The organism is Rhizobium sp. A37_96 (genome assembly GCF_053521765.1).
Map to the genome: position 1 here is coordinate 67,266 of NZ_JBNWDS010000005.1, position 16,374 is coordinate 83,639.

Annotated in this window: 15 protein-coding genes; 5 read left to right on the top strand and 10 right to left on the bottom strand. The window is 60.8% G+C overall.

Annotation, left to right across the window (positions count from 1 at the left end; genetic code table 11):
- Window positions 1-11: 11 nt before the first annotated feature.
- The 4 genes from ACQZ6J_RS15930 to ACQZ6J_RS15945 are packed head-to-tail and all read right to left on the bottom strand — an operon-like array spanning window position 12 to window position 3,979.
- Complete coding sequence (locus ACQZ6J_RS15930) at window positions 12-1,142, bottom strand: DmpA family aminopeptidase (protein WP_449084772.1); 1,131 nt, start codon at window positions 1,140-1,142, stop codon at window positions 12-14.
- Window position 1,143: 1 nt separating this feature from the next.
- Entirely contained in the window at window positions 1,144-1,974 is an 831-nt protein-coding gene (locus ACQZ6J_RS15935) for an ABC transporter permease (protein WP_163992483.1), read from the bottom strand.
- An 11-nt stretch (window positions 1,975-1,985) separates the two neighbouring features.
- Entirely contained in the window at window positions 1,986-2,885 is a 900-nt protein-coding gene (locus ACQZ6J_RS15940) for an ABC transporter permease (protein WP_163992485.1), read from the bottom strand.
- On the bottom strand, window positions 2,885-3,979 hold the full coding sequence (locus ACQZ6J_RS15945) for an ABC transporter ATP-binding protein (RefSeq protein WP_449084773.1): 1,095 nt from the start codon (window positions 3,977-3,979) through the stop codon (window positions 2,885-2,887). The genes ACQZ6J_RS15940 and ACQZ6J_RS15945 overlap by 1 nt, the downstream gene beginning before the upstream one ends.
- Before the next feature lie 164 nt (window positions 3,980-4,143).
- On the opposite strand from ACQZ6J_RS15945, the gene ACQZ6J_RS15950 reads away from it, so the two are divergent.
- Window positions 4,144-5,187, top strand: a complete 1,044-nt coding sequence (locus ACQZ6J_RS15950; protein WP_163992489.1) for a polyamine ABC transporter substrate-binding protein — start codon at window positions 4,144-4,146, stop codon at window positions 5,185-5,187.
- Between the two features lie 54 nt (window positions 5,188-5,241).
- Window positions 5,242-6,099: a MurR/RpiR family transcriptional regulator gene (locus ACQZ6J_RS15955; RefSeq protein WP_163992491.1), complete on the top strand. Its 858-nt coding sequence runs from the start codon at window positions 5,242-5,244 to the stop codon at window positions 6,097-6,099.
- 217 nt (window positions 6,100-6,316) lie between these two features.
- On the opposite strand, the gene ACQZ6J_RS15960 is transcribed toward ACQZ6J_RS15955, so the two are convergent.
- The 3 genes from ACQZ6J_RS15960 to ACQZ6J_RS15970 form a co-directional block, all read right to left on the bottom strand.
- Window positions 6,317-7,600, bottom strand: coding sequence for a cystathionine gamma-synthase family protein (locus ACQZ6J_RS15960; RefSeq protein WP_449084774.1), 1,284 nt, complete (start codon window positions 7,598-7,600; stop codon window positions 6,317-6,319).
- Window positions 7,601-7,725: 125 nt separating this feature from the next.
- Window positions 7,726-8,640, bottom strand: coding sequence for a polyphosphate kinase 2 (ppk2, locus tag ACQZ6J_RS15965; protein ID WP_163992495.1), 915 nt, complete (start codon window positions 8,638-8,640; stop codon window positions 7,726-7,728).
- Between the two features lie 95 nt (window positions 8,641-8,735).
- Entirely contained in the window at window positions 8,736-9,524 is a 789-nt protein-coding gene (locus ACQZ6J_RS15970) for a 3-hydroxybutyrate dehydrogenase (RefSeq protein ID WP_113399891.1), read from the bottom strand.
- A 205-nt stretch (window positions 9,525-9,729) separates the two neighbouring features.
- Between ACQZ6J_RS15970 and ACQZ6J_RS15975 the strand changes: the two genes are divergently transcribed.
- Together ACQZ6J_RS15975 and ACQZ6J_RS15980 are read left to right on the top strand one after the other, a co-directional pair.
- Window positions 9,730-10,476 (top strand): acetoacetate decarboxylase, encoded by a 747-nt coding sequence (locus ACQZ6J_RS15975; RefSeq protein WP_163992497.1) that lies wholly within the window; start codon window positions 9,730-9,732, stop codon window positions 10,474-10,476.
- Between the two features lie 37 nt (window positions 10,477-10,513).
- Window positions 10,514-11,671 carry a DUF3734 domain-containing protein gene (locus tag ACQZ6J_RS15980; RefSeq protein ID WP_163992499.1) on the top strand — a complete coding sequence of 386 codons (1,158 nt, stop codon included), beginning with the start codon at window positions 10,514-10,516 and terminating at the stop codon, window positions 11,669-11,671.
- 111 nt (window positions 11,672-11,782) lie between these two features.
- Here ACQZ6J_RS15980 and ACQZ6J_RS15985 read toward each other — a convergent pair whose 3' ends face one another.
- On the bottom strand, window positions 11,783-12,403 hold the full coding sequence (locus tag ACQZ6J_RS15985; protein ID WP_449084775.1) for a CGNR zinc finger domain-containing protein: 621 nt from the start codon (window positions 12,401-12,403) through the stop codon (window positions 11,783-11,785).
- Between the two features lie 316 nt (window positions 12,404-12,719).
- On the opposite strand from ACQZ6J_RS15985, the gene ACQZ6J_RS15990 reads away from it, so the two are divergent.
- Complete coding sequence (locus ACQZ6J_RS15990) at window positions 12,720-13,562, top strand: alpha/beta fold hydrolase (protein WP_449084776.1); 843 nt, start codon at window positions 12,720-12,722, stop codon at window positions 13,560-13,562.
- 87 nt (window positions 13,563-13,649) lie between these two features.
- On the opposite strand, the gene ACQZ6J_RS15995 is transcribed toward ACQZ6J_RS15990, so the two are convergent.
- Together ACQZ6J_RS15995 and ACQZ6J_RS16000 are read right to left on the bottom strand one after the other, a co-directional pair.
- Window positions 13,650-14,543: a hypothetical protein gene (locus ACQZ6J_RS15995; protein ID WP_449084777.1), complete on the bottom strand. Its 894-nt coding sequence runs from the start codon at window positions 14,541-14,543 to the stop codon at window positions 13,650-13,652.
- Window positions 14,544-14,673: 130 nt separating this feature from the next.
- Complete coding sequence (locus ACQZ6J_RS16000; RefSeq protein WP_449084778.1) at window positions 14,674-16,371, bottom strand: GMC family oxidoreductase; 1,698 nt, start codon at window positions 16,369-16,371, stop codon at window positions 14,674-14,676.
- Window positions 16,372-16,374 lie beyond the last annotated feature (3 nt).

Genomic DNA, 16,374 nt, shown 5'->3' on the forward strand with positions numbered 1-16,374 from the left:
GCAAGGCGGATTTATGTTTCCATCCGCCCATATTGACGGACGAGTTCGGCAAGCCGGTCATGGGGAATGGCCTGGATCCGGAAGCGGTCGTAAGGCGTTCCGCCCATATCCTCGGCTGCCAGCATGGCGTTGACGACGGCTTCCTCGACGCTATCGACCGCTGCCAGGTAGACCGGGTCGAGTGGCTCGTCGTTGACGATCTGCAGGGGCAGGTGCCCGTTGGCCCTGTGCGCCATCGGGTGGGCGTTCGCGGTCGAGAATGCCAGGAAGATGTCGCCGGAATTGTTGCCGCCGGGCGTGCCGTTGCGGCCGATGCCGATGGCGGCGCGCCGGGCGAGGCGCTTGAGCTGATGCGGGGCAAGCGGCAGGTCGGTCGCGATGACGACGATGATGGAGCCGCGCTCCTGAAGCTGGCTCTGCGGAGTGCCGTCCCGCATGTGCCGGCCGACTGGCACGCCCGAGATCGTCAGCCAGTCGCGCTGGCCGTGATTGGCCTGAACCAGCGTGCCGATCGTATAGGTGCGGCCATCGAACTCGACGATCCGGGACGATGTGCCCGTGCCGCCCTTGAAGCCGTAGGTAATCATGCCGGTGCCGCCGCCGCAATTGCCTTCCTGAACCGGCCCGGCGGCAATGCCGTCGAGGGCTGCGCGTACGTCTGCCTCGCTGACATGCAGTCCGTTGATGTCGTTCAATGCGCCGTCATAGGTCTCGGCGATGACGGGCATGATCCAGAGGAAATCGTCTGTCTGGTAGGTTGAGGCATAGCGGTCGATCATCCATTTGACCGTGGCGTGATGCGCCATGCCGACGCCATGCGTATTGGTGATGACGACGGGCCCCAGGAAATAGCCGCCGTCCTCGATCCAGTGCGTTCCGGTCATCTCGCCATTGCCGTTGAAGCGATGCACCCCGGCATAGACGGGGACGGGGGTCTCCGAGTCCATATGCGGCAGGATGGCGGTCACGCCGGTCCGCGTCGGGCGCTTGCGGCCGGGGCGCGGCTCGTTTTCGATGATCGTGCGGAAGCCGACGCCGATGCCGGCGATATCGGTGATGGCGTTGTTCGTGCCGGTGCGACCGTTGAAGGGAAGGCCGAGCTGGCGGCCGCGCGGTTTGCGGGTGCTTGTTTTTATGGTCATGTCATTTCTGCCGGGAGCGAAGGTAAAGGCCAAGCGAGGCCACGAGGAAGGAGAAGGTCAGCATCATCACCGCGATCGCATTGATCTCCGGTTTGATGCCGCGGCGGAGCATGGCGAAGATGAACATCGGCAAGGTCGTCACATCGACGCCGGCGATGAAATAGGTGATGACGAGATCATCCATCGAAATGATGAAGGCGAGCAGCGCGCCGCCGAGTATGCCGGGCATCAGCTGCGGCAGCACCACGCGGCGAAAGGTCATCCACTCGTTGGCGCCGAGATCGGCCGAAGCGTTTTCCAGTGTCCGGTCCATGCCGGCGAGACGCGCCGACACGACGATGAACACATAGGAGGTGAGAAACGTGCATTGGCCGATGATGATGGTCATCAGGCCGAGCTGGATCCCCGCGCTGACGAAGAAGATCAGAAGCGCGATGCCGAGAACGATATCGGGCATCAGCATCGGCATGAACATGGCGACCTGATAGAAGCGCTTGCCGAAGAAATTGAAGCGGTGAAGCGCAATCGCCATGGCGGTCCCGAGCAAGGTCGAAATGACGGTCGTCGTCAAGGCTATCTTCAGGCTGTTGAAGACGGCGGCGATCAGCTGGTCGGTCGATTCGATATAGAGCGCATTCTCGGAGACTGCCGTCTTGAAGCCGAAGACCTGGGCATACCAATCCGTTGTGAATCCGCTCCAGCTCATCATGTTGACCGGGTTCGCGTTGAACGAATAGACGGCGATCAGCACCAGGGGGATATAGATAAAGGCGAAGAACAGCAGCGTGTAGAGCGCCAAACCGCCGTTGAAGAGAGTGCGTGCGATTTTCATGAACCCTCTCCTTATACCGTCAGCGCTGCGGTCGCATTGCGGCGGCCGGACAGGATGACATAGGCGAAAAGCAGAACGAGCATTACGGCCATCACCATCATGGCGAGCGCCGAGCCGAACGGCCAGTTGCGCGCCGAGAGAAATTGCCCCTCGATGAGATTGCCGAGCATCATCACCTTGGCGCCGCCAAGCACCGCCGGCACCACGAAATTGCCGAGCGCGGGGATGAAGACGATGACCGAACCGCCGGCGATCCCCGGTGCCGTCAGCGGCAGGATGATGCGCAGGAATGTCCGGATAGGGCCGGCGCCGAGATCGAGCGACGCCTGCACGAGCCGCCAGTCCAGCTTCTCGATGCTGGCATAGATCGGCATGAACATGAACGGGATGAAGACATAGACCATGCCGAGGATGATCGCGCCATCCGTATAGATCATCTCCAGCGGTGCGGAGATAATGCCCGATGCCATCAGCGCGTTGTTGACCAGTCCGGTGGGACGCAGGATCATCACCCAGACGAACAGCCGGACGATCAGGCTTGAAAAGAACGGCAGCGTGATGAGGAAGAGGCAGAAATTCTTCCATTTGTCCGGCAGCCGGCTGATGTAGAAGGCAGCGGGGTAGCAGACGAGCAGCGTTGCCCCAACCGTCATTGCAGCAATGCGGATCGAGCGGAGAAAAATGCCGATATAGACCGGATCGTATTCCTCGAATTCCGGATTGGCGAAACCGAGAATGCGGCCGAAATTGTCGGGATAGAAGCTCCATTCGACGCCGCCGTAGAGGCCCGGCGTCAGGAAACTCGTCACCACCATGATCCCGAGCGGCACGAGGAAGAAGACAAGCAGGAACAGCGTCACCGGCCCGAGCAGCAGCCCGAGCTGAAGGCGCCGGCGCGTAGCGATGTTCATCACGCTGCCTCCTTCGCCGCGATCAGGTGGACGCTTGCGGGATCGTAATGCCAGCGTGCCGATTGACCTGCAGCGAGCAGGCCTATTGCGCCGCGCTGCGATGCCGGGATCTGGGCCATGAGTCTGCGGCCGCCCGTCGTCCGGCCGAAGACCTCGAAGGACGAGCCGACATAGACGATCTGTTCCACCGTGACGTCGATGGCCGGGCAGGTGTCGGCAGACGTGGCGAGAAAGAAGTTCTCCGGGCGGATCAGCGCGACGGCATGTCCTCTGCCTGCGGCCTCCGTCGTCGGGGCATGCCTGATCTCCGTGCCTTCGCCGGTGACGAGGTTCTGGCCGTCGCTGCTGCCTTCGAACAGGTTGCTGGCGCCGATAAAGCTTGCCACGAAGGTATTGGCCGGATGATCGTAGATCTGCCGCGGCGTATCGAGCTGCTGGATGCGCCCCTCGGCGAGCACCGCGACACGATCGGACATGGTCAGGGCCTCCTGCTGGTCGTGCGTCACGAAGATGAAGGTGATGCCGAGTTCGTGCTGCAGGTTCTTCAGTTCGAGCTGCATGGTCTCCCGCAGATGGCGGTCCAGCGCCGATAGCGGTTCATCGAGCAGAAGGACCTTTGGGCGCGCGACGATGGCGCGGGCAAGTGCGACACGCTGCTGCTGGCCGCCCGACAATTGCCGCGGCAGGCGGCCTTCCATGCCTTCCAGCCCGACCATTTTCAGAATCGATCGTACCCGGTCGGTGCGCTCGGCCCTCCCGACACCGGCGGCTTCCAGCGCATAGCCGGTGTTTTCCCCCACGCTCATGTGCGGAAACAGCGCGTAGTTCTGGAAGACCGTGTTGACGGGGCGGCGATAAGGCGGCCGATCCGTCATGTCCTCTCCGTCGATGGTGATGCGGCCCGCATCAAGTTCGACAAAGCCGCTGATCGCCTGCAGCAACGTGGTCTTGCCGCAGCCGGAGGGGCCCAGAAGTGTAATGAATTCATTGCGGTCGATCTCAAGATCGATGCCGTCAAGTGCCTTGACCTCACGACCCTCTGGAGTCGAAAAGGCCTTTGCGGCTGACGCCAGCCGCACAATCGCATCTCGCATTCGTCGTTCCCCGAAATGTTATTAAATTAACTCTTGCGTGATTTCGATATGTTGATATCATTTTTTCGTCGAAGTCAACGCCCTCAACGCGGTCGGTTACAGCTTCCACCAAAGGCCGAGCCAAACGCGCCGAAGGGATAATAATCCTACTAAGGGGAACAGAAATGATGATTTTGAAAGGCGTTTTCAGACGCCTGGGTCTCTTTGCGCTGACCGCATTGCTGCCCACCGCAGTCCTCGCCGACGAACTCAACATCTACAACTGGGGCGAATACATCAATCCGGCCGTCCTCCAGAAATTCGAGGAGGAAACCAAGATCAAGGTCAATCTCTCGACCTATTCCTCAAACGAGGAAATGCTTGCCAAGATTCAAGGGGGCGCGACGGGCTACGATATCGTTTTCCCGTCCGTGCACATGCAGGACATCATGGCCAAGCTCAACCTGCTCGAGAAGACCGACATCAACACCTACGAGGGCTTCAAGAATATCGACCCGCGCTTCCTGCGCACCAAGAGCGATCCGAAGGGCGAATATTGCCTGCCGTACGCCTTCGGCACCGTCGGCATTCTTTATAACCGCAAGGTCCTCGGCAAGGACATCACCGGCTGGAAGGATCTGGTCGCGACGGTCAAGGCCAAGCATCTGAAGTTCACGCTGCTCGACGACATGCGCGAAGTGCTGGGCGTCGGCCTGATGCTCAACGGCCATTCCGTCAATTCGACCAATCCGGAAGAGCTCTCGCAGGCGGCCGATACGATCATCGACATGAAGCCCTATGTTGCGGCCTTCACCTATGACTCCCGGCCGATGGTCGAGTCCGGCGACATTGCCGCGGCTCACTTCTTCGTCGGCTCGATGATCAACGTCTTCGGCAATCCGAAGGATCTCGGCTATGTCATTCCGGAAGAAGGCGCGACCATGTATCAGGAAGACATGTGCGTGCTGAAGACGGCCCCCAACAAGGCCAATGCCATCAAGTTCCAGCAGTTCTATACGCGTCCCGACATCGCCGCACTCAACGTCTCACAGCAGACGAACGGCACGCCCAACGTTCCGGCCCGCCAATTGACGCCGGAAAACATCAAGAATAGCAAGGAAATCAATCCGACCGACGAAACCATGAAGCGTCTGCAGATTTTTCAGGATCTCGGCGGCGGCCTGCGCCAGTTCGATCGTGCATGGACGAAAGTCAAGACTGCCCAGTAATATCTCGAAACGATACTCCGCCCGGTTCCGGGCGGAGCTTCCCCGGAGGAAAGAGTGTCGAAGCAGATACTGAAGCTCGTGCAGAGCGCGGAAATGCGCAAGTCGAAATCCGACAAGCTGATTGCCAGCTATATAGAGCGCAACATCGCCGAACTTCCCTTCGAGACGGCCAAGTCCATCGCAGCCCGGCTTGAGATTTCGCAGATGACCGTTGGCCGCTATCTGCGGCGGCTTGGCTTCGATGGCCTCGACGAGCTCAAGGCGGCGCTGCGCCGTGGCAGCCGTTCCAATCCGGCCTGGCAGGTCAAGGGGTCCATGGATCGCTTCCAGGAGGACCTGCGCGATGGCAAATTCCTCGCCGGCCTGTTGCAGCAGCAGGTCGACAATCTCGGCCTGATCTACGAGCTGACGACCGCGCCGCAATGGCAGCAGACGATCGATGCGCTGATCTCGGCGAGCGAGGTCTATGTCGCCGCCTATCAGAACGTTCGGGGCATTGCGCAGTATTTCGCAGCGCAGCTTTCCTATACCCGGCCACGCGTCGCTTTCATGGATGGCCTCAACGGCACTTATTCCGAATTGCTTGATGGCTCGGTCGATGGCCGCGTGCTTTTTCTCCATGATGTCCGGCGCTTCGCGTCCAAGGCGAGACCCTTGGCGGAGGAGGCGCGCCGCGCCGGCGTCAAGGTCATTCTGTTGACCGACGAATTCTGCCCCTGGGCGGAGGAGGCCTCGGATATCTCGCTTGTCATACCCGGTTCGCACGGCCCGCTCTGGGATGGAGCCGCGACGATGACCGCGGTCATGGACCTGCTCTTGAGCAACATCATTGTCCTTCTTCGCGGCAAGGTGGACGAGCGCGTCGAACTGTTGACCCGGCTGCAGGACGTGTTCGGCGATTTCGAAAGCTGAGCCGATCCGGCGGGGTCGCCGTCGCCACCGGCAAGGTTGGGCTGGCAAGTGCGTGCGCGTTCCTGCCCTTTCGAGCAGGCTGCTCCTCTCTACCGGCGGCGAAGCTGCCTATCGATCCTGCTGTCGTTGACGCTCCCAGGCAAGGCATCCTGTGGTCGGCAACGCCCGGCATGGTGTGCAACCTCTCTCGTTGGCGCATCGGATAGCGCCTGCCTCATCAGGCGCTATCGAGCGCGGCGGAGAGATCGGCGATCAGATCGTCAGGATGCTCGATCCCGATCGAAAGCCGGATCGTGGATTCCAGCACGCCGATGCGGTGGCGTACATCGACAGGAACGCCGGAATGCGTCGTCGTTGCAGGGTGGGAGGCGAGTGATTCCGTGCCGCCGAGGCTGACGGCGAGCTTGAAGAGCTGCAATGCGTTCAGGAACTTGAACGACGCCGGCTGGCCGCCCTTGATGTCGAAGGAGAAGGTCGAGCCCGCACCGCTGCATTGGGCGGCGAAGGTTCGGCCCGTGGCGGAGGCCGGGTCTGTGTAGGGCAGATAGTGAATCTGTTCGACTTTCGGATGATCGCGCAGGAAATCGGCCACCGCCCGGGCGTTGCTGTTTGCCCGTTCCATGCGGATCTGCAGCGTTTCCAGCGAACGGCCGAGCATCCAGCAGGAATGCGGGTCGAGCTGGGTGCCGATCGCACCGCGCAACGCCTTGACCTGCTTGATGACGGCTTTCGAGCCGAGTGCGGCGCCTGCGATCAGATCGGAATGACCGCCGACATATTTGGTCAGCGAATAAAGCGAAATATCCGCCCCATGTTCGATCGGCCGCTGGAAGACAGGCCCTAGCAGGGTATTGTCGCATGCGATGATCGGTACATGGCCTTGCTTTTTGCCGATCGCATCGGCAACGCGGCGGATCATGGCGATATCGACCAGGCTGTTCGTCGGATTGGCCGGCGTTTCCACCAGAATGACCGAGACGCGGCCCTTTGCCATCGCTTCCTCGGCGCTCGATGTGACCGAGGCCTCGTTGACACCGTCGGCAAATCCGACGGCGGAAACGCCGAGATTAAGGAACGTCTTGGCGATGAGCGTTTCCGTGCCGCCGTAAAGTGGCTGGGAATGCAGGATCGCGTCGCCGGGGCGGACGAAGGCCAGAAGGGTGGTGGCGATCGCCGACATGCCCGAGGAGAACAGCGCGCCGCTTTCCGTTCGCTCGTAAACGGCAAGCCGATCCTCGACGATTTCGCTGTTAGGATGGTTGAAGCGCGAATAGACGAGGCCGACACCCCTGCCTGCCGGGGGTTCGTTGCGGCCGGATATGTAATTGAAGAAATCGCGTCCGTCCTCGGCCGATTTGAAGACGAAGGTGGAGGTCAGGAAAACGGGAGGCTTGACCGCGCCCTCGGACAGTTCCGGGTCGTAGCCGTAATTCAGCATCTGGGTTTCGGGATGCAGGGCGTGGTTGCCGATGTGCGTTTTCGAAGGATGCGGCGCAGTCATGACGGTCTCCTCAGCCGATGACACGAATGTCAGACTCGCATCATATCATCACTTGAAGCCGCTGGCCTGCCATAGTCTTCGGCGGATGACGGGCCCGCATAAGCCGACCCGTCCTGTCGATGTCGTCAGTAGATTTCCGGAACGTACATTTCCGGCGGTACTGGCGTGCGATGGTAATCGTCGTGGCGAAGGCGCTCCGGCAGGATGATTTCCGGCTTCGGCACGTTTTCGTAGGGGATCTGCTTCAGAAGATGGGCGATGCAGTTGAGACGCGCCTTCTTCTTGTCGACCGCCTGGACCACCCACCACGGCGCTTCCGGAATGTGGGTGCGCTCGAGCATCTCTTCCTTCGCCTTGGTGTATTCCTCCCAGTGCACGCGGCTCTGCAGGTCCATCGGCGAAAGCTTCCACTGCTTCAGCGGATCCTGGATGCGCATGTTGAAGCGGAATTCCTGCTCCTCGTCCGTGATCGAGAACCAGTATTTGAGCAGGATGATGCCGGAGCGAACCAGCATGCGCTCGAAATCAGGCACGGTACGGAAGAATTCTTCCAGCTCTTCGGGCGAGCAGAAGCCCATGACGCGCTCGACACCGGCCCGATTGTACCAGCTGCGGTCGAACAGCACCATTTCGCCGGCGGTCGGCAGGTGGGCGGCATAGCGCTGGAAATACCATTGATGCCGCTCGCGTTCGGTCGGAGCAGGCAAGGCGACGACACGGCAGACGCGCGGATTGAGGCGCTGCGTGACGCGCTTGATGGCGCCGCCCTTGCCGGCGGAGTCGCGGCCCTCGAACAGGATGACGACCTTGAGCTTCTTGTACTGCACCCAGTCCTGCAGACGGACGAGTTCGTGCTGGAGACGGAAGAGCTCGCGGAAATAAAGCTTGCGGTCGAGTGTCGCTTCGCCTTCGCTGATAAGGCCCTCGGCAACCAACTCGTCCAGCCGGTCCTCTTCGAGCTGCATCTCCAGCTCTTCGTCAAAGCTGTCGACGATCTCATCCTTGATGCGGCTGAGCGGGTCCTGGGTCTCTTCGGTCATTGCAAGCCTCCTGCTCCGTTTTCATGTTGATGCTGCAGCCTGCGGCTACAGAAAGCCGGCGCCGCCTTTCGCGCCGCGCCGGCTATGGTTTGGCATTACTCGGCGGTCCAACCGCCGTCGACGGAAAGCGTCGTGCCGGTAATCTGCTTGGCGGCGTCGCCGCACAGGAATACCGCGATGGCGGCAACTTCGTCGACGGTCACGAATTCCTTCGTGGGCTGGGCGGCAAGCAGCACGTCGTGCTTGACCTGCTCCTCCGTCATGTTGCGGGCCTTCATCGTTTCGGGGATCTGCTTTTCGACAAGCGGCGTCCAGACATAGCCGGGCGCGATGGAGTTGACGGTCACGCCGTCCTGCGCTGCTTCGAGAGCGATGGTCTTGGTCAGGCCGGTAATGCCATGCTTGGCCGAGACATAGGCCGACTTGAAGGGCGAGGCGACCAGGGCATGCGCCGAGGACGTATTGATGATGCGGCCCCATTTGCGCGCCTTCATACCCGGGATGGCAGCCTTTATCGCGTAGAAGGCTGCGAGCAGGTTGATGCGGATGATCGCTTCCCACTTGTCGTCGGGGAATTCCTCGATCGGGGCGACGAACTGGATGCCGGCATTGTTGACGAGGACATCGAGGCTGCCGAAGGCTTCCTCGGCTTCGCGCACCATCGATGTCACTTCCTCGCCATTCATCATGTTGGCGCCGGAGTAGCGGCACTTCACGCCGAAATCGGCCTCGATGGCGGCGCGCTCCTTTTCGATTGCATCGGCATCGCCAAGACCGTTGATGGTGACATTCGCACCCTCGGCGGCAAAGGCGCGCGCAATCGCAAGCCCGATACCGCTAGTCGAACCGGTGACCAGCGCATTCTTCGAAGTCAACGAACCCATTATGCTACTCCCGCAATCTCTGTGGCATGGTTGAATAGGGGGAAATGCCGAGATGAGCGCACACTGCCAGCCTCATATGTCGCTTTGATTACAGTTCTCCTCGGCCTCCCGTCGCAACGATTTGGCGTCTGACACTTCACTGTCATGCAACCGTGCAAATTTTCGCTCCGGTGCCCGGCGATTTCCTCCAACGACGGAAAATACGATGAAGGTCGAAGACATTCTCAAGCATGCCTATGCGATGCCGCTGACCAACCCTTCCTATCCCCCCGGACCTTACAGGTTCTTCGATCGCGAATACATCATCATTACCTACCGCACGACTCGCGAAGCCCTGGAGGCCGTCGTGCCGGAGCCGCTCGAGATCGATGAGCCGCTGGTGAAGTATGAATTCATCCGCATGCCCGACTCCACGGGTTTCGGCGATTACACCGAGACCGGACAGGTCATCCCGGTCAAGTATCGCGGTCAGCGCGGCGGCTATGTCCATTCCATGTATCTCGATGACGATGCGCCGATCACCGGCGGCCGCGAGATCTGGGGTTTCCCGAAGAAGCTTGCCAATCCGAAGATCGTCAACGAAGGCGAGGTCATCGTCGGCACGCTGCATTACGGCAGCGTCCTCTGCGCCACCGGAACGATGGGCTACAAGCACAAGCCGGTCGAGCAGGCGCCGCTTCTGGCCGCGCTGTCCGAGCCCAACTTCCTGATCAAGATCGTGCCGCATGTCGACGCCACCCCGCGCATCTGCGAGCTGGTGCGCTACTACCTGACCGATATCACCATCAAGGAGGCCTGGACTTCGCCTGCGGCCCTCGATCTCCGGCCGCATGTCATGGCCGACGTCGCCCGGCTGCCGGTTCTCGAAGTGGTCTCGGCCGTTCATTTCACCGCCGATCTGACGCTTGGGCTTGGCGAGGTCGTTCACGACTATCTCGCCGAGCGCAGATAATCATAAGCTTTTCATTCATTTATGCTGGAGACGGACCGTGCTCGAACGAAACATCAAGGCCGCAGCCCCAACGATCCCGGAAATAGCCGCTCAATATGATCGGGTCGCCCTCGTATTCCAGGGCGGCGGGGCGCTCGGCGCCTATCAGGCCGGCGTCTACCAGGCGCTTGCCGAAACGGGATGCGAGCCTACCTGGCTTTCGGGTGTCTCGATCGGTGCGGTCAATGCCGCCATTATCGCCGGCAACGAGCCGAGCCGGCGCTTGCCACGCCTCGAGCAGTTCTGGCAGATCATTTCCGGTCGCAAGATCTGGGCTTACACGCCGGAAGGCGACTTCTTCCGCGATATCCGCAACCGCACGAGTTCGTGGATGACGATGACGATGGGCCAGCCCGGCTTCTTTAAGCCGCGTTTCCCCAATCCATGGCTCGAGCTGCCGGGAGCCGAGGGTGCGACCAGTTTCTACGATTCTTCCGAGCTGAAGAAGACGCTGGAGATGCTGATCGACTTCGATGTGTTGAACAACGGCAAGAAGCGCTTCAGCGTCGGCGCGGTGAATGTGCGCACCGGCAACTTCGTCTATTTCGACACCGACAATATCCGTATCGGCCCCGAGCACATCATGGCGAGCGGCGCCCTGCCGCCTGCGTTGCCGTCCATCCGCATCGAAGGCGAATATTACTGGGATGGCGGCATCGTCTCCAATACGCCGCTGCAATATCTGCTCGATCAGGAAGAAGACCGCAGCTCGCTCGTGTTCCAGGTGGATCTGTTCAGCGCCCGCGGCGTGCTGCCGCGCAGCATGCCCGACGTGCTCTCCCGCCACAAGGACATCATGTATTCCAGCCGCACGCGGCAGAATACTGACAATTTCAAGCGCATTCACGGCCTGAAGATGAAGCTGCTGAGCGCGCTGAAGCGTGTTCCGAAAGATCAGCTGACCCCGGAAGAGCAGGATTTGATCGCCGATTACTCCGATGCCGGCGTCGTCAACATCGTGCACCTGATCTATCAGCACAAGAATTACGAAGGCCACGCCAAGGACTACGAGTTCTCCGGCACCTCGATGCGCGAACATTGGGATATGGGGCTGGAGGATACCAAGCGCACGTTGCGCCACACCGAATGGCTGCTGCCGCCCATCACCGACGATGCCGTCGCCATCCACGATCTGCACCGCGAAGATCCGGTTTGAAGTCGCAGATCGGGTCTTGCCGGTCATAGCACCGGAGCAGCCTGCATTCTTTCTTCGGTGTTGACCGGCAGCTTGTGCGCAAGATCCTGCCGGTCTCTCAGGTCTCGGGGCTCAGCCCTGCTTGAGCCGGTGCCGATGCGCTGCCTGTTTGGCGCGATTGCCGCACATCGCCATGCTGCACCAGCGCCTGCGGCCGCCGCGCGTGTGATCGACGAAGAGCAAGGTGCATGCGTGGCCTTCGCAGGCTTTCACGTCCGAAAAATCCTCCGTGCACACAAAGCGCCCCAGCGCTTCGCCGATCGGCAACAGCAGGGCCTCCGGCGTGCGCCATTTCCGCATGGGCAGAAAGTCGAGGCTCGTGCCTTCCCCGGTGTGCTTTGCGACGATCCGGCCAAAACCTTCGTCGCGTTCCAGCAGCCGGTTCAGCGGCTCCAATTCGTTCAAGGCATCCGATGCCAGCGGCTTTCCCTTGCGGGCGAGCACGAAGCTTCTGAACCACTCGCGCAGGCTTCTTGCCTGATCGGCGATCTTGTCGAGTTCGCCGGGGAGCGCCTGTTCGCGCATGGCCGCAAGCGTCTCCGGCGGCACCAGCCGGGCCTGCTCCAGCCAACGCAGCAGGCCTTCGCCATTCTCGATCCAATCGACAGGTAGGTCGACGGGCGTCGCGACCGAATTCAGGAAATCCAGCCCCAGCGCATCGCCAACGAAAATGGCGGGTGAATGATTTTCCATCGCTGCTCCTGCTCCGGCCGACGGCGTGCCGGGCGGCCTCTCGAAAATACCGGCAATATATAACCTGTCAAATGTCACTTGACAAGTTACGGCTATCGAGCGTAACCGTATTAAGGCAATTTTGAAGGTTACTGAAAGCAAGCCGAAGAGAGTGTTCGATTGCATCGCAATCGCTCCACTTCTTATGCTTTAACAATCGAAGATAACCGCGCGATTCATCATCGCTACCAGAACTTACGAGGGTTCTGCGTCAACGGGGTCGCTGAATTAGTAACTGCATAAATAGAAATGATAAGGTTATGAAAGGACCTTTGTTATGACCAACATCAGCTATCGCGCCGTCAATGTCGAAGGCGTCAAGGTCTTCTATAGGGAAGCCGGCTCCCCAGGTGCGGCAAAACTTCTGCTGCTGCACGGCTTCCCGAGCTCCAGCCATATGTTCCGCGACCTCATTCCTCTTCTCGCCGATCGCTATCATATCATCGCGCCCGATCTTCCCGGTTTCGGGCAATCGGACGCGCCGAAAGGCAGCAACACGTTTGACAGCATTGCCGGGACGATCGACCGCTTCACCGAAATCGTCGGCTTCGATCGTTATGCCGTTTATGTCTTCGACTATGGCGCACCGACGGGCTTCCGGCTGGCGGTAAAACATCCGGAACGGATTACGGCGATTATTTCCCAGAACGGCAATGCCTATGAGGAGGGTCTGAGCGAAGAATGGACTCCGATCCAGGCTTACTGGCGCGAAGCTTCCGAGGAAAACCGCAATGCGGTGAAGGCGGCGCTTACGCCGGAGGCGACGGTCTGGCAATATACGCACGGCGTTGCGGATGCCTCGCAGGTCTCTCCGGATGGCTATTCGCTCGACAATTTCTATCTGGCGCGGCCGGGCACGGAGACGGTCCAGCTCGACCTGTTCGGCGACTACAAGAGCAATGTCGCCCTCTATCCGACATTCCAGAGCTACTTCAGAACCCATAAGCCGCGCTTGCTGGCTATTTGGGGCAAGCACGATCCGTTCTTCCTGCCCGCCGGCGCGGAAGCCTATCGCCGCGACATTCCCGATGCGGTCGTCAAGCTTCTCGACACCGGCCATTTCGCCCTCGAGACGCATGCCGTCGAGATCGCAGCCGAAATCCGCGTTTTCCTCGGTTGACGGAGAACTCCACAGCGCCGGCGGTTGGCCGGCGCTGTGGAGGCAGCCGTTTCGGAAGTAACTGCCTGTCGTGGGTGCCGGCCGTTATTATCGAGCCTTGTAGCTCACGGAAATCTTCGCGCTTGCGAGGGCCGATTGCGCCAGCTGAGCGCTGTTGAAATCGAGGGCGCCCACCGTCAGCGGCTTGTCGAAGGCAAGATCGAGCGTGAAGAAGCCGGTCGGATGGGGCAGGTCCTGGACGAAGCGCAGCAGCGCTTTCTTGGAGTCCGCATCGATCCGGCTGTCGGGCAGGGCCTGCAGAGCCGCGACCGTCGTGTCACGCAACTGGTTGATGCCCTGGGCCGGATCGTCCGAGTCGGTCATTTGCTGGATGAACGAGGCGAGCGACGGCACGGCCATGCCTTCGAACAGCCCCAGATTGTCGAGCCGGAAGCGCAGATGGGACAGGCCGATCGATCCATCCTGCGTCAGCGCGGGCATGCCGGCATTTTTCGGCAGACTCAACTCGGCAGAAAGCGATGCTTTGCCGAGGCGCAAATTGGTAAGCTCCAGCTCCTGAACGTCCAGATAGCCATCCTTGGGATCGAAGCGGAAGGAACCGGACATGTCCATCGGCCATTGCTGGACGGCCGTGATGTAGTTGGCGAAGGCATTGTCCAGCATCGGCGTGAAACGCACGCCTTCGACTGAAAACCGTCCCCAACTCGGCAAATGATCGGGCTTGTCGGCTATGGCCTTTAGAAAGTCGACCAGGCCGTCTCCCTTGAATTCGGCGCGATCGAAGGTCCACCCCATTCTGCTGCCGGATTTGAAGATCCCATTCTGGACGGCGCAGCCGTCATGCAACTCGGAAATGGCAAAGCCGTCCGCGTGCTGGATCACGGCACTGCCCTCGATGAGGTCGGCGCAGGGCATTCCAGCGGCGGCGGCGGAGAGCGGAGCGAAGGAAACGAGCAGCGGGAGGAGGAGAGAAAAACGCATCTTTAAGGACTACCTGTTTGAGTCGATCGGCAAGTACGAGCCGCGCCATGTTTGTGGCTATGTCTTGCGTGTCAAGGCTTGCAGTCCTGTAAACGGCTCACCGGCAATGCATTTCGATAGGGCGGCCGCTCTAAGTTGCCGTGCCGGCCACGTCGGCGGTACGGATCAGATCGGCGGCTTTCTCGGCAAGACAATAGGTTGCCGCCACCGTGTTGGCTGAGACGATGCTCGGCATGATCGAGGCATCGACGACGCGCAGGCCCTGCACGCCATGCACGCGCATGGTTGCCGGATCGATGACGGCCCGTTCGCCGCGCCCCATCGCACAGGTGCCGACCGGATGAAACAGCGTGCCGACACGCTCGCGAATGAAGGCGTCCAGAGCGCCGTCGCTTTCGATCTCGAGACCCGGGTCGATCTCGGCCTCGAGATGCGGTGCAAAAGGGGCTTGGGCGGCAATCGCGCGGGCCATCCGGATACCCTTGCGCAGCACGTCCATGGTGCTGTCGCCGCGAAAGAAATTGTAGCGGATCGACGGCTTTTCGCCGGGGTCCGCGCTTTTCAGCGCAACGCGGCCGATGCTGCCAGGCCGAAGCTGGCAGACATGCATGAGGAAGCCGTGGCCGGTGAAGCCGGAGGCTGCCTGCGTGTTGGCCCGGCCGGTGCAGAAGAAAAGCTGGATATCCGGCCGGTCACTCGCTGGATCTGTCGAGATAAATCCGCCGCCTTCGCCCGTCGTCGAGGAAAACAGCCCGCGCTTGTTGAAAAGCCAGTTGAGCACATGACCGACGTTGCGTGGCAAGGCTCGCCAGGAGACGCCATAGGGCGCGATGGATTTTGCGCGGTATTCGATGGTGACGTCGAGATGGTCCTGCAGGTTCTCGCCCACGCCCGGCAGGTCGGCAACAACCGCAATGCCGTGGCGGGCGAGGTCTTTGGCATTGCCGATGCCCGACAGCATAAGCAGATGCGGCGAGACGAAGGAGCCCGCCGAGAGAATGACCTCGCGGGCGTCGAGCGCTCCGCTCTGTCCATGTCTTCGGAAGTTGATACCGGTCGCCTTCCGGCCGTCGAACACGATGCGTGTGACGTCCGTCTCACTCATCACCGTCAGGTTTGGCCGATGACGTACCGGGTCGAGATAGGCACCTTCGGCCGTGACGCGTTCGCCGTTCTTCTGGGTAAAGGTGTAGAGGCCGACGCCGTTCTGGCGCACGCCGTTGAAATCTGCATTCAGAGAATGGCCGGCCTTTTGCGCGGCATCAAGAAACACCTCCGCCATCGGATTGACGCTGCGCAGCGGCGCGATATTCAACGGTCCGCCCGTGCCGTGATAGGCCGGATCGATCTGCCGTTCGAGCGGCGTGTCGCCGAAATGAATATGTTTGGCCGAACCCGGCTCGGCCAGGATCTCGAAGCGCTCCAGCTTGCGGAAATAGGGCAGCAGATCGTCATAGCCCCAGCCAGGATTGCCGAGATCGCGCCAGTGGTCGAAATCCTCGCGCTGGCCGCGGATGAAGATCTGGCCGTTGACATTCGTCGAGCCGCCGGTGCCCTTGCCGCGCGGCAACGCTATGGAACGGCCCTGCAGGCCCGGTTCAGGCTCGGTCTCGAACCAGGACATGAACTTCGGCCCGCCGAGAAAGGCGAGCGCCGGCGCCATGAAGGTGACCATGGCGAGCGGAATGCGGACGATCGCCTTGCGGGCGTTGCGATCCATCCCCGCTTCGACCAGGCACACGCGCGTTGCCGGGTTTTCGCTCAGGCGATTTGCCAGCACGCAGCCCGCAGCGCCGCCACCAACGATGATGTAGTCGAATTCGGGCAAGGC